The 13,468-nt window shown below is 62.9% G+C and carries 14 protein-coding genes; 2 read left to right on the forward strand and 12 right to left on the reverse strand.

Going from position 1 to position 13,468, the window contains the following annotated elements:
* Positions 1-3 precede the first annotated feature (3 nt).
* The 10 genes from NLY43_RS17000 to NLY43_RS17045 all read right to left on the reverse strand — a co-directional run bounded on the left by NLY43_RS17000 (position 4) and on the right by NLY43_RS17045 (position 10,486).
* Positions 4-1,590: an FGGY-family carbohydrate kinase gene (locus NLY43_RS17000; RefSeq protein WP_023700458.1), complete on the reverse strand. Its 1,587-nt coding sequence runs from the start codon at positions 1,588-1,590 to the stop codon at positions 4-6.
* A 134-nt stretch (positions 1,591-1,724) separates the two neighbouring features.
* The gene (locus NLY43_RS17005; protein WP_023683588.1) at positions 1,725-2,384 is read right to left on the reverse strand and encodes an HAD family hydrolase; all 660 of its coding nucleotides are present in this window, start codon (positions 2,382-2,384) and stop codon (positions 1,725-1,727) included.
* A gap of 11 nt (positions 2,385-2,395) precedes the next feature.
* Positions 2,396-3,874, reverse strand: a complete 1,479-nt coding sequence (locus NLY43_RS17010; RefSeq protein WP_023711366.1) for a mannitol dehydrogenase family protein — start codon at positions 3,872-3,874, stop codon at positions 2,396-2,398.
* Between the two features lie 46 nt (positions 3,875-3,920).
* A complete protein-coding gene (locus NLY43_RS17015; protein WP_023683590.1) occupies positions 3,921-4,691 on the reverse strand; it encodes an L-iditol 2-dehydrogenase in 771 nt (256 codons plus the stop codon).
* The gene (locus NLY43_RS17020; RefSeq protein WP_023689168.1) at positions 4,688-5,692 is read right to left on the reverse strand and encodes an ABC transporter ATP-binding protein; all 1,005 of its coding nucleotides are present in this window, start codon (positions 5,690-5,692) and stop codon (positions 4,688-4,690) included. The genes NLY43_RS17015 and NLY43_RS17020 overlap by 4 nt, the downstream gene beginning before the upstream one ends.
* A 50-nt stretch (positions 5,693-5,742) precedes the next feature.
* The gene (locus tag NLY43_RS17025) at positions 5,743-6,567 is read right to left on the reverse strand and encodes a carbohydrate ABC transporter permease (RefSeq protein ID WP_023671250.1); all 825 of its coding nucleotides are present in this window, start codon (positions 6,565-6,567) and stop codon (positions 5,743-5,745) included.
* An 11-nt stretch (positions 6,568-6,578) separates the two neighbouring features.
* Positions 6,579-7,451 carry a carbohydrate ABC transporter permease gene (locus NLY43_RS17030; RefSeq protein WP_023711367.1) on the reverse strand — a complete coding sequence of 291 codons (873 nt, stop codon included), beginning with the start codon at positions 7,449-7,451 and terminating at the stop codon, positions 6,579-6,581.
* Between the two features lie 119 nt (positions 7,452-7,570).
* On the reverse strand, positions 7,571-8,881 hold the full coding sequence (locus NLY43_RS17035; RefSeq protein ID WP_023671248.1) for an ABC transporter substrate-binding protein: 1,311 nt from the start codon (positions 8,879-8,881) through the stop codon (positions 7,571-7,573).
* A gap of 242 nt (positions 8,882-9,123) precedes the next feature.
* On the reverse strand, positions 9,124-9,405 hold the full coding sequence (locus tag NLY43_RS17040) for a hypothetical protein (RefSeq protein WP_023723418.1): 282 nt from the start codon (positions 9,403-9,405) through the stop codon (positions 9,124-9,126).
* Positions 9,406-9,577: 172 nt separating this feature from the next.
* The gene (locus NLY43_RS17045; RefSeq protein ID WP_023671245.1) at positions 9,578-10,486 is read right to left on the reverse strand and encodes a LysR substrate-binding domain-containing protein; all 909 of its coding nucleotides are present in this window, start codon (positions 10,484-10,486) and stop codon (positions 9,578-9,580) included.
* A 110-nt stretch (positions 10,487-10,596) separates the two neighbouring features.
* Here NLY43_RS17045 and NLY43_RS17050 point away from each other — a divergent pair, with 110 nt between their 5' ends.
* On the forward strand, positions 10,597-10,782 hold the full coding sequence (locus NLY43_RS17050) for a hypothetical protein (protein WP_023711369.1): 186 nt from the start codon (positions 10,597-10,599) through the stop codon (positions 10,780-10,782).
* 22 nt (positions 10,783-10,804) lie between these two features.
* On the opposite strand, the gene NLY43_RS17055 is transcribed toward NLY43_RS17050, so the two are convergent.
* Entirely contained in the window at positions 10,805-11,764 is a 960-nt protein-coding gene (locus NLY43_RS17055; RefSeq protein WP_023711370.1) for a sugar-binding transcriptional regulator, read from the reverse strand.
* A 220-nt stretch (positions 11,765-11,984) separates the two neighbouring features.
* On the opposite strand from NLY43_RS17055, the gene NLY43_RS17060 reads away from it, so the two are divergent.
* Positions 11,985-12,617 (forward strand): HAD family hydrolase, encoded by a 633-nt coding sequence (locus NLY43_RS17060; RefSeq protein WP_023711371.1) that lies wholly within the window; start codon positions 11,985-11,987, stop codon positions 12,615-12,617.
* 81 nt (positions 12,618-12,698) lie between these two features.
* On the opposite strand, the gene NLY43_RS17065 is transcribed toward NLY43_RS17060, so the two are convergent.
* Positions 12,699-13,466 carry a class II aldolase and adducin N-terminal domain-containing protein gene (locus NLY43_RS17065; protein ID WP_023711372.1) on the reverse strand — a complete coding sequence of 256 codons (768 nt, stop codon included), beginning with the start codon at positions 13,464-13,466 and terminating at the stop codon, positions 12,699-12,701.
* Positions 13,467-13,468 lie beyond the last annotated feature (2 nt).

Raw genomic sequence — 13,468 nt, forward strand, 5'->3', positions numbered from 1 at the left:
GCTCTAGTTGATGGCGTCGAGCGCCTGCCGCTGGCGGTGCATTTCGAGGAAGATCCTGTAGTCGCGGTCGAAGCGGCCTGACGCGGTCGGGTTCGAGGTGCGCGCCCTGCCGCCTTGCTGCATGGCGACGCAGGCGGCATTCAGGTCCGGGAACAGGCCAGCGGCAGTGGCGGCGACCATGCCGGTGCCGAGCAGAACGGCTTCGTCGGCCAGCGGCTCGATCACCGCGCAGCCGGTGGCGTCGGCATAGAGCTCCATCAGCAACGGGTTCTTGGTGTGGCCGCCGGTGACATGCAGCGTGTCTATGAGATAGCCGTTCTCGTTCAGCGCCTCCAGCACATGGCGCACGCCGAGCGCGATGCCGACGGCGGTGCGCCAATACAGCTTGCACAGACTGTCGAAGGAGGAATCCAGCGTCAGCCCGCTGACCACACCGACCGCATGCGGATCGGCAAGCGGCGAGCGGTTGCCATGGAAATCCGGCAGCACATGCAGCCTTGCCGCCAGCTTGTCACCTTCGGTGCTGCGCAGTTCGGCGACGCGCCTGGCGATTTTTGCATGCATGGCCGCGTCCGGCTCGCCGCCGGCGCCGTGCCAGCGGATGATATGGTCGAGCAGCGCACCGGTCGCCGACTGGCCGCCTTCCGACAGCCAGAGTTTTGGCAGTGCGGCGCCATAGTATGGACCCCAGACGCCGGCGAAAGGCTGCGGGTCGGGCGACATCGCCATGACGCAGGACGAGGTGCCGGCGATCAATGCCAGATGGCGGCCGATATTCTGCTCGTCGCCAGCAAAGCCGCCGAGCACGCCAAGCGCGCCGGCATAGGCATCGATGACGCCGGCGCCGACCCGACAGTTTTCGCTCAAGCCCAACTCCGCCGCCGCTTCAGGGGTGAGCGTGCCGATGTCTGCGCCGACAGCACTTGCCTTCTCCGGCAGGCTGCCGTGTTCGAACAGATCGCCAAGCCCGACCCTGTCGAAGAAGTCACGGCGCCAGCCGGTTTCCTCATGCGCCAGATAGGTCCATTTGGCGGTCAGCGTGCATTGCGAGCGCGCCAGCGACCCGGTCGCCTTCCAGGTCAGGAAATCGGTGAGGTCGAATAGGTAGCCGGCTTCATGCCAAGTTCCCGGCAGATTGCGCTTCAGCCACATCAGCTTCGGCGTCGCCATTTCCGGCGACATGACGCCACCGATATAGTCGAGTACGGCGTGGCCGCTATCGGTGCATTCATCTGCCTCGGCGATGGCGCGATGGTCGAGCCAGACGATGGTGTCCCAGCGCCGTTCGCCCGTCACCGAGACGCTGAGCTGGCCGGCATTCCTGTCCAGCACCACCAGCGAGCAGGTGGCGTCGAACGACATGCCGACAATATCGTCGGCTGACACACCGGCCTTTTCGCGCGCGGCACGCACCGCGATGCACACAGCCGACCAGATATCCTGCGAATTGTGCTCGGCGTGATCGGCCTGCGGCTGGTTCATGACGATCGGATGCTCGGCGCGGCCGAGCAAGGTGCCTGACGTGTCGAGAATGCCCGCGCGGGCGCTCCCGGTGCCGACATCGACCGCGCAAACGAAGCTTTTCGTCAAGATGCTTTTACTCTCGCTCCCTAGAGCCGGATGATTTCAGGTCTGTTCGACCTGAAATCTGAATCCGTCTCTAAATCAAAGAAGTAGAGCATGATGTCGTCCGAAAACCGCTTCACACTTTTCGGCATCATGCTCTAGCCTGCAATCAGATCGGGCAATTGCAGCATGTCCGCGAATATAAAGTCCGGTTCACTCGACGCAAGCCGCGCTTTCAAGGCCGGGTTGCCGGCGTGCGAACCGCCGGTGAAAGCAAAGACGCGCATACCGGCCGCACGCGCCGCCGCGATGCCGGCAGGGCTGTCCTCGATTACGATGCAATTACCGGGATGCGCGCGCATAGCAGCGGCGGCATGGAGAAAAAGATCCGGCGCCGGCTTGCCGCGCGCGACCATGGCAGCGCTGAACAGATGCGGCTCGAGCAGGCCGAGCAGGCCGGTAACGTCGAGCGCATAGCGAATGCGGTCGAGCGTGCCGGAGGAAGCGACGCAGCAGGGCACGCCCAGCCTCGGCAGGATGTCGCTAATGCCGGGAATCGGCTTCAGCTCCTCGCGGAATTTGCGCATCAGCTCGACGCGCATATCGGTCAGGTGCACGTCGGTGATGTCGATGGTGAAATCGCGAAGAAGTATCTCGCGCACGCTCTTCATGCTCTTGCCGAGGAAATGCTCGTAGGCCGCATCCTCGCTGACCGAGCCCCCGGCGGCAGAGATCATGCCGAGCAGAGCCGAAACCGACAGCGCCTCGCTGTCGACCAGCACGCCGTCACAGTCGAAGATGACCAGTTCGGGCGTCATTGCGGCTGGCGTCAGAGCTTGCCGGAGATGTAGCGCGTCAGCGTCGCGCGCGTGCCATTCGCCCACAAGACGTTGAGCGCATGGGCAAAGGCCTCGGCGAACGCCGCCGAGCGGCCGACATCGCCATAGATGTCCTCCATCGCAAGCCAGGCGCCGGGCGCATCCTTCGCCGCCTTGGCGGTTGCCTGCAGCCGGTCCCAGCTCGGGTCGTTGGCCTCGATGACCGCGCCGCTGTCGGTGGTGCCGAAACAGTAGCGGCACCACAGCGCCGACTCGAGCGCCAGACCCGCAACGCTCTTCCCGGCTTTCAGCCGGTCGGCGATGGTCGGGATGATGAATTTCGGCTGCCGGTTGGAACCGTCGAGGCAAAGCCGGCGGATGGTGTCGCCGATCTTCGGGTTGGAAAAGCGGTGCTCGATGAGCTGGTAATAATCCTCCAGCACGGTGTCCGGCACCGGCGGCACGGTCGGGATGATCTCGTCATGCTCGAGCTTGGCGAGGAAGCCGCGCACCAGCGGCTCCTGCATCGCCTCATGGACGAAATGGATGTCCATCAACCCTGCGGGATAAGCGATCGTGGCATGACCGCCATTGAGGATGCGGATCTTCATCAGCTCATAGGGCGCGACATCCCTCACGAATTGCACACCGACCTTTTCCAGCGGCGGGCGGCCGTCGGTGAAATGATCCTCCAGCACCCATTGCTTGAACGGCTCGCAGAACACCGGCCAGTTGTCCTCGAGGCCGAACTCGGTGGCGAGAATGCCGCGCTCGCGGTCGGAGGTGGCGGGGGTGATGCGGTCGACCATGCCGTTGGGAAAGGCGACATTGTCGCTGACCCAGTTTGCCAGATCCTCGTCGATCAGCCGGGCGAGGCCGATGACGCCATCCGAGGTGACATGGCCATTGTGAGGGATGTTGTCGCAGGACATGACGGTGAACGGCACGATGCCGTCGGCCCGGCGGCGCATCAGCCCGGCCAGGATGAGGCCGAACACCGTCTTCGGCGTCGTACCTGCCTGCGCGTCGGCAACGATATCAGGATGGGTCGGGTTGAACTTTCCCGAGGCCGGATCGATGAAATACCCGCCTTCGGTGATGGTCAGCGAGACGATCTTGATCGCCGGATCGGCGAGCTGGTCGATGATCGCATCCGCATCGCCGGGCGTCAGGAAATCGATCATGACGCCGGTGACGCGGGCGCTCATATGCTCGGAATCCTGCTCGACCACGGTGGTCAGCCAGTCCTGCTCCTGCAGCTTGGAACGACCGATTTTTTCGCCCTCGAAGACCCCGGCGCCGACCAGCGCCCAGTCATGGCCGATGCCTGCATTGAAGAGATCGTCGAGGTAGACCGCCTGATGCGACCGATGGAAATTGCCGACGCCGAAATGGACGATACCGGGTTTGAGCCTGGAGCGATCATATCTGGGACCGGCGACCTTGGCGGGGAGTTCAGAGAGGATCGAGGAGGAGAGTTTCACGGTCATTTTTCTACCCTTTTGGCCGGGCTGCGGCCTTCGTGATCCCGGCCCATCAACTCATCCATTGGCCGCCATCGACATTGTAGGTCTGGGCGACGATGTATTCGGCGTCGTCGCTGGCCAGGAAGACCGCCATGCCGGTCAGGTCCTCCGGCTTGCCCATGCGGCCATAGGGCACGCCCTCGCCGACCAGCCGCTTCTTCTCGCCCTTCGGCCGGTTCTCATATTTGGCAAACAGCGCATCGACCTCATCCCACATATCGCTGTCGACGACGCCGGGCGCGATGCCATTGACGTTGATGCGGTGCTTGATCAGGTCGAGCCCGGCGGACTGGGTCAGCGAAATCACCGCGGCCTTGGTGGCGCAATAAACGGCGACCAGCGGCTCGCCGCGCCGTCCTGCCTGGCTGGCGATGTTGATGATCTTGCCGCCCTTGCCCCTTGCGATCATCGAACGCGCCGCTGCCTGCAGCATGAACAAAGTGCCGGCGACGTTGACGGAGAACAATTTGTCATAGCTCGCTTCGGTGATCTCGACGATCGGCGCCAGGTCGAACAAGGCAGCATTGTTGATCAGTATGTCGAGGCCGCCGGTCTTTGTTTCGACCGCCTTGACCGACGCCTGGATCGAAGCAAGGTCGCTGACGTCGAGCCTGACCGGATAGGCGTTGGCGCCAATCTCGGCGGCCGTGTTTTCGGCAGCCGCCAGATTGATGTCGGCAATGGCCACCGTGGCACCCTCGCGCGTATAGGCTTCGGCAAAAGCCCTGCCGATGCCGCGCGCGGATCCGGTGATCAGCGCCGATTTGCCTTTCAGTCTCACTGCGTCAGCGCCTTTCCGTCGGGGCCGAAGCGATGCATGCGGACCTTGTCCGGCGTCAAATAGATGGTGTCGCCGTGGCGTACGGCCAGTTCGCCATCGGCGCGTACCGTCAGCGGACCGACGCCGTCGGCCTGGACATGCAGGAAGGTGTCGGAGCCCAGATGCTCGGCGACGCCGACAAGGGCTTTCCAGTCACCCGCGGTGGTCGATATCCCCATATGCTCAGGACGAATGCCGATGGTCTTGGCGTTGTATTTGGCCGCCGGCGCACCTTCGATCAGGTTCATTTTCGGCGAACCGATGAAGCCCGCCACGAACAGGTTCTTCGGCGACTTGTAGAGTTCCATCGGTGAGCCGACCTGTTCGATGTTGCCGGCGTTGAGCACGACGATTTTGTCGGCCATGGTCATGGCTTCGATCTGGTCGTGGGTGACGTAGACCATCGTCGTCTTGAGCTGATGGTGCAGCTCGCTGATTTCGAGCCGCATGGTGCCGCGCAGTGCGGCATCGAGGTTGGACAGCGGCTCGTCGAATAGGAATGCCGAGGGCTGGCGCACGATGGCGCGGCCGATGGCGACGCGTTGCCGCTGGCCGCCGGAGAGCTGGCCGGGCCGGCGTTCGAGATAGTTGGTGAGGTTGAGGACCCGGGCTGCGTCCTTCACCTTCTTGTCGATCGTCGCCACATCCTCGCCCGCCATCTTCAGCGGGAAGCCGATGTTCTTGGCCACCGTCATATGCGGATAGAGCGCATAAGACTGGAATACCATGGCCAGCTTGCGCTTGGCCGGCGCCTCGCCGGTGACGTCACGGCCATCGATGTTGATGGTGCCCCCGCTGGTGTCCTCGAGCCCGGCGATGAGGCGCAGCAACGTGGACTTGCCGCAACCCGACGGCCCGACGAAGACAACGAACTCGCCATTCTCGATGACCAGGTCGAGGCCTGGAATGATGACCGTCGATCCGAAATGCTTGGAGACGTTCTTGAGCGTGATGTTTCCCATGGTTTCCTCCCCGAGGGGTTATTTGGCCGGATTGCTTCAGGCAACGTCCGTTATTTTACCGCGCCGAATGTCAGGCCGCGCACCAGCTGCTTCTGGCTGAACCAGCCCATGATCAGGATGGGGGCGATGGCCAGCGTCGAGGCCGCCGAAAGCTTGGCCCAGAACAGGCCTTGCGGGCTCGAGAACGAACTGATGAAGGCCGTCAGCGGCGCCGCCTCGGTGGTGGTCAGGCGGATGGTCCAGAACGCTTCGTTCCACGCCAGGATGATGTTGAGCAGCATGGTCGATGCGATGCCCGGCACGGCCATGGGGGTCAGCACATAGACGATCTCGCCCCACAAGGTGGCGCCGTCCATGCGTGCCGCTTCCAGGATCTCGCCGGGGATTTCGCGGAAGTAGGTGTAGAGCATCCAGATCACGATGGGCAGGTTGATCAGCATCAGCATGATCATCAGGCCGATGCGGCTGTCGAGCAGTCCGGCATCGCGGAAGATGAGGTAGATCGGGAACAGCACGGCAACCGCCGGCATCATCTTGGTCGAGAGCATCCACATCAGGATGTCCTTGGTCCACTTGCCCGGCGAGAAGGCCATCGACCAGGCGGCCGGAACCGCGACTATCAGGGCCAGGATGGTCGAGCCGACCGAGAGCAGCACCGAGTTGAAGAAGAACTTGAAGTAGCCGCTCTGCGCCTGGACCTCGGTATAGCTCTCGAACGTCCCCGACGGGATCAGCGCGAAGCCCTGGATGGCCTCCTGCTCCGACTTGAACGAGGTGATGATCGTGTAGAGGATCGGGAAGAAGATCAGCAGCGCGACGATCCAGGCGGCGCCTGTCGCAATGACCTTGTGTTGGGTGGTGACTGCACGTGCCATCGTATCCTCCCTTACTTGTCCAGGTTCTTGCCGACCGCGCGCATGGCGAAGAAGGCGACGATGTTGGCGAGAATGACGGCGATGACACCGCCGGCCGATGCCTGGCCGATTTTGAACTCCAGCAATGCCTTCTGGTAGACGAGGAAGGGCAGGTTGGTGGAGGCATAGCCGGGTCCGCCATTGGTGGTGACCAGGATTTCGGCATAGACCGACAGCAGGAAGATGGTCTGGATCAGGATGACGACGGTGATGGCGCGCGACATGTGCGGCAGCGTCAGATAGATGAAGCGGCTGACGAAGCCGGCGCCGTCCATCTCGGCGGCTTCCTTCTGCTCGCCGTCGAGCGACTGCAGGGCGGTCAAAAGGATCAGCGTTGCGAAGGGCAGCCATTGCCAGGCGACGATGATGATGATGGCCAGCATCGGGTGCTGCCCGAACCAGTCGATTGGCTGAGCGCCGAAGAAGCGCGCAATGTCGGCAAAGACGCCGTATTGCGGGTGCATGATCATGTTCTTCCAGACAAGTGCAGCCACCGGCGGCATGACGAAGAACGGAGAGATGACGAGGATGCGCACGATCCCCTGTCCCCACATCGGCTGATCGATCAACAGCGCCAGCATGATGCCTCCGATGACGGTGATCAGCAGCACGCTGCCCACCAGGACCAGCGTGTTGAGGATCGACTGCAGGAATGCCGGGTTGGAATAGAACAGCGAGTAATTCGAGAACCAGACGAAGCCGTCGCGGATCGGGTTCAGCGGATTGTATTGCTGGAAGGAGAACCAAAAGGTGATGACCAGCGGCACGATCATCCAGACGAACAGCAACACGACGGACGGCGCCATCATGAAGCGGGCAAGCGAACGGGTCTGCTGAGTAGCCATGACGGTCACCCTTCAAGGTCAGCCAAATTTTCAGGTGTGTGAAAGGGGCCGCCCGAACTGGGATTCGGGCGGCCGTTGCCGGCCAAGGAGGCGGCCGGCATTCGGCACCGGGAGGAGCCTTACTTGATATAACCGCCTTCGGTCATGGTCGCGGTGGCGGCGTCCTGCGCCTGCTTGAGCGCGTCGTCTACGCTGGTCTGGCCGGCGAGCGCCGCCGAGAACAGCTGGCCAACGGTTGTGCCGAGGCCCTGGAACTCAGGAATGGCGACGAACTGCACACCGACATAGGGCACCGGCTTGACGGTCGGATGCGTTGGGTCGGCGGCATTGATCGAGTCCAGCGTCATCTTGGCGAACGGAGCCGCCTTCTGATACTCGGCATTGGCGTAGAGCGAGGAGCGCGTGCCCGGAGGAACGTTGGCCCAGCCTTCCTTCGAAGCAACCAGTTCTGCGTAGTGCTTGCTGGTCGCCCAGGAGACGAACTTCTGTGCGGCGTCTCCCTTCTGCGTGCCGGCCGGGATGGCCAGCGACCAGGCCCACAGCCAGTTGCCGCGCTTGCCCAGACCATTGTCGGGGGCCAGTGCGTAGCCGACCTTGTCCGCGACGGTCGAGTTCTTCGGGTCGGAGACGAAGGAGGCGGCGACAGTGGCGTCGATCCACATGCCGCACTTGCCCTGCTGGAACAGCGCCAGGTTTTCGTTGAAGCCGTTGGACGAGGCGCCCTCGGGACCGTCGGCCTTCATCAGGTCGACATAGAACTGCAGCGTGTTCTTCCATTCCGGCTGGTCGAATTGCGGCTTCCAGTTCTCGTCGAACCAGCGGGCGCCGAAGGAGTTCGACATGGCGGTGAGGAAGGCCATGTTCTCGCCCCAGCCGGCCTTGCCGCGCAGGCAAACGCCGTTCACGCCATTGGCGCGGTCGGTCATCTTGTCGGCGGCCTGCTTGATGAAGTCCCAGGTCGGGGCGTCGGGCATCTTCAGCCCGGCCTTCTCGATCAGGTCCTTGCGGTACATGACGAACGAGCTTTCGCCGTAGAAGGGCGCGGCATAGAGCTTGCCGTCGACCGACAGGCCGCCGGCGATGGCCGGGATGATGTCCTTGGCGTCATAGTCGTCGCCGAGCTTGTCGAGCGGCAACAGCCAGTTCTGCTTGGCCCAGATCGGAACCTCGTAAGTGCCGATGGTCATGACGTCATACTGGCCACCCTTGGTGGCGATGTCGGTGGTGACGCGCTCGCGCAGCACGTTCTCTTCGAGCGTGACCCAGTTGAGCGTGACGTCGGGGTTCGCCTTGGTGAAGTCGTCCGTCAGCTTCTGCATGCGGACCATGTCGCCATTGTTGACCGTGGCGATGGTGATGGATTCGGCGTGTGCGGCAAAAGCGAAAGCGCTGGCCGACAACAAGCCCAGGGTGAGCGTGCGCAGTTTCATCAAATTCCTCCCATGAACCAAGATGAGCATTTGCCTTGGTAATGGGCAATTACTCACTTGGCGTTAAATATGTCAAGCCGGATTCGATGCTGCAGCGCAGCACACGGGGCAGGTGCGCGACGTTGCGCGCGTAGAGGATATTGAATGGATTTGGGAAGCTGTTTGCACGGGATGTGAGAGCGGGTTGATGCCGACCCATCTCAACCCAATCATGGCGCCAGGGAGCGATAGGGCCCAGCCCGTCAGCCGTGGGACGGGTAGCTTCCCACGGAATATTCGAAAACCCTGCCGTCGCGTGTTTGCTTGGCTCTGGTCAGCACTTCCGTCACCTGGATCCAGCTGGGTTCGTCCTTGCGCAGCCTAACTTCCCGGCCGATTGCCTTCACGGCAGCTTGAAACGGCGTAAATGCTTCGATCACGTGCGTCGTGCGCACGGTGTTGTTTTCGATTTCTTCGACGCGATAGACTTTCATCAGCCGGCTGATCGACCCTGTTTCAATCTGCAGACGATTGATCCTGCTCAATTGGGTCGTCACAAGCACAAGCCTATGCCGGGCGAGTGATATCGACAGCGTTTTTGTCAAGCTTGGTTAACCGGGTGGCCCGATCGCAGCTGTTTGTCCGCGAAAGCGAGCATTCGTCGCGGATCCATGGCTCGCTTTGCATCTCGGAAATCAATCCGCGAGTCGCTCGCCCTCAGGCGCAGGCGATCTCGGCCAGGATCCAGTCCCGGAAGGCTTTTATCTTCGGCACGTTGCGACGCGCCGTCGGGTAGACCAGCCAATAGGCGTGGCCGTCGTCGCCGACCAGGTCGAAGGGCTGGATCAGGCGGCCGGCGGCGAGCTCGGTCTTGAACAATGCGGTGGTCAGGATCGCCACACCATGGCCGGCGATGGCAGCGTTCGCCTCATAGGCCTGCGCGCCCATGCTGGTGCCGGTGCGCCTGGCAAGTTCGTCCGCCGGGACGCCGGCAAGGGCGAACCATTCCCGCCACCAGATGTCGCCGGGATCGAGAATGGGCAGCTTGAACAGGTCGGCGGGTTCGTGGACGCCACCTATGGTGGCAGCGAGTGCCGGGCTCAGCACCGGGGTGAAATCGGCCTTGAACAAAAGATGGGTCTCCACTCCAGGCCACTTGCCGCTGCCGGAGCGGATAGCGATGTCCATGTCCTCGCGGGCAAAATCGATCACCCTGTTCGAGGTATCGACGCGCACCGCCAGCGACGGATGCGCGACCTGGAAGGAGCCGAGGTGCTGCGCCAGCCAGTTCGAGGCAAAGGTCAGCAGCGTCGAGACGCACAGCACACCATCGGCGCCCCCACGCGCGGCGGAATAGGCGCTTGAGAGCAGGCTGAACGCCTCGCTGACGGCGGGCGCCAGGCGCTGGCCGGGTTCGGTCAGCACGATCTGGCGCGGCTGGCGCAGGAACAGCGGCGAACCGATGCGCTCTTCCAGAAGCTTGATCTGGTAGCTGGCGGCGGCCTGCGTCATGCCGAGTTCCTGCGCGGCCTTGGTGAAGGAGAGATGCCGCGCGACGGCTTCGAACACCCTGATGGCCTGCAGCGGCGGCAACTGGGCGAGCTGTGGTGCCTTGAGATCGGGCATAAGCCCTCCTTATGGGTCGTGATCGACGTTTGATTGGCGGGAAGAGCCAATCAGGCCGATATCTGGTGTCAACGATCAATCAAGTTCAAGCATAGCGGAGGCTGAAGATCATGACCACGGTACAGCAAAAGCTCCATTCGACCCCGGCGCAGAGCTGGTTTTCCCTGCTGGTGCATGAATTTTCCCTGCTGGTACGCCGCCGCCGCAGCTATGTCGACGTCAGGGAATTGTCGCCGCATCTGCAGCGCGACATGGGTTTCCTCGATGGAAATGATGTTTGCGGACGGCACAAATAGCAGTGCCGATTTTATCACCAGATCAGGCACCGTCGAGCAGGGCGGCAGCGGTCCGCTCGTCGGTGATGAGGCCATTGACCAGCCGGCGGTTCACCGCGGCCAGGATTCCCGGCAATTTGCGCTCGCCCATGGCGAGCGCAATGACCAGCGACTTTTCGCGTGACGGCAAGGCTGCCGACGATACCCGGTCGTTGGTGATGCCCTCGATCATGCGGCCTTCCCGATCGAACACCCAGCCGACGATCTCGGCGACGCCGCCAGCCTTTTGCAACGCCTTCAACTCGCTTTCCGAGATAAAACCGTCCTCGTAGAGCGGCGCCTTCGGGCCGAGATCGCCGATGCCGACAAAGGTCACGTCGGCTTCCGCGGCCAGCGCCAGCGTCGGTTGGATCATCGGCTGGGCAAGCAGCATCTCGCGCTCTTCCGGCGACGAGGCGATGACCGGCAGCGGCATCGGGAACGAGCGCGCCTTGACCCGGTCGGCCATGGTGAAGATGACGTTGTAGAAGGCGGCCGAACCGTCGGGCGAGATGTTGCCGGTCAAGGACACAACCTTGTGCTGCGAGCATTCCATCGGCGGCAATTGCTCGATCGCCGCCTTCAGCGTGCGGCCGGTGCCGATGGCCAAGACGATGGGCGTCGGTGACCGCAGCCGCCGCTCGATCTCGGCCGCAGCCGCCTCGGCAATGCCGATCGTGGTCGAGGATGAGGTTGGATCGCTCGGCACCACTTCGACGAGGTCGAGCGCGAAGCGTGACTTCAGTCTAGCTGCGAGATCAAGGCAATTGGCGATCGGGTGATCGACGCGAACCTTGATCAGCCCCTCCGACACCGCCAGCGACACCAGCCGCTGCGCCGTCTGCCGGGAAATGCCGAGCGTGGCGGCGATCTGGTCCTGGGTGTTGCCGGCAACATAATAAAGCCAGCCGGCGCGCGCTGCCTCGTCCAGCCTGCTGCTGCCACCATCTTGCCGCGAATTCAAAATGTGCCTCCAGCCCTGCCCCTTTGCGCGCCCTTGGGCGAAGCGTCATAGTCTTGCAGGGAATGTGTCGGCGCGCAATTGTTCAATCGGGAGGACAATTGCTTGCTGCTTCGATCCGGCCGCCGCGCGGCAACCAACCCAGCGAAAATCGCCAGCGGACGGGCTCGGCGGTTTATCTCCTGATACAAACGCTTTAAGGGGATCGGCAAAGGAGCCTCGCATGACGCCGAAAGCGGTTTTCTGGGATATGGACGGCACGCTGGTCGACAGCGAGCCGCTGCACGAGGCGGCCTTGGTGGCGGCGCTGCGCAGCGTCGGTATCACGCCGCCGGCCGACCTGCATGAGCGGGTGCTGGGCGTCGCCGCCGCACCGGTCTACGAGATGCTGCGCAGCGAGTTCGGCCTCGACCTGCCCTTCGACGACTGGATCGTGCGCAAATACGATCAGTACATGCCGATGGCCGAGACGCTGAAGCCGCGCCCCGGCGCGATCGAAGTGTTCAACGAGTTGCGCGCGCTCGGCGTGCAGCAGGCGGTGGTGTCCAATTCCGACCGGGTGATCGTCGATGCAAATCTGAGCGCCGTCGGCCTGATCTATCCCGGCATGCGCACGATCAGCCGAAACGACGTGCGCGAAGGCAAGCCGCATCCCGAACCGTTCCTGCGCGCCGCGTGGCTGGCCGGCGTCGATCCTTCAGACGCGGTGGCCGTCGACGACAGCGTTACCGGCGCCACATCAGGCCTGGCCGCGGGGATGCGGACGATCTTCTGGCCGGAAGCGCCGATGGCAGGACCGAAGGGCGCTGTCGTGATCAACAGTGCGGAAGAGTTGCGGGCTCAGTTGGGACTCTGAGTGAGCCTATGAACGTCGGCGCTGCCCCTCATCCCCCTGCCGGGACCTTCTCCCCGTGAACGGGGAGAAGGGTGAACTCATTCAGCTGCGGTACACCGGCTCCTCCTCGTCGAGGATCGCCTTCAGCTCGGCAAGGTGACGCTCCGCCTGGCCGGGATAGTCGTCCATTTCGCTGGCGGTCTTTTCGGCAATGGCGTCGGAGAGCGTGCGCAGCGGACGGCCGGTCCACAGCGCCTTGATGTAGGTCTCGGCGGCACGCTCGAAATAGAACATGCGGTTGAAGGCGTCGGCAACGGTGTCGCCGATGACCATGACCCCGTGATTGCCCATCACCATCACCTTGACCTTAGGGTCGGTGAGCAGTTGCGAGCAGCGCTCGCCTTCCTCCTCGAAGGCCAGCCCGCCATAGTGGGCATCGACGACGTGGCGGTTGAAGAACATGGCCGAGTTCTGGTCGATCGGCGGCAGAGTCGAGTCGGCCAGCGATGCAAGCACAGTGGCATGAATGGAATGCACATGCATGGCGCAGCGCGCATGCGGCACGTTGCGGTGAATGGCGCCGTGCAGACCCCAGGCGGTCGGGTCGGGCGCATTCGGGCCGGACAATGTCTCGGGATCGTTGGCGTCGATCAGCAAAAGGTCGCTCGCCTTGATGCGCGAGAAATGCACCTGGTTGGGGTTCATCAGGAATTTGCTGCCGGCCTCGTTGACCGACAGCGAGAAGTGGTTGGCCACGGCTTCATGCATGTTGAGCCGCGCCGTCCAGCGGAAGGCGGCGGCAAGGTCGACGCGCTCCTCATAATAGGGCAGGTTGGTCAGCGGCTCTTTCTGCAAACGGGCGATGCTCATCA

This window comes from Mesorhizobium sp. C416B, from assembly GCF_030323165.1.
Lineage (GTDB): Bacteria > Pseudomonadota > Alphaproteobacteria > Rhizobiales > Rhizobiaceae > Mesorhizobium.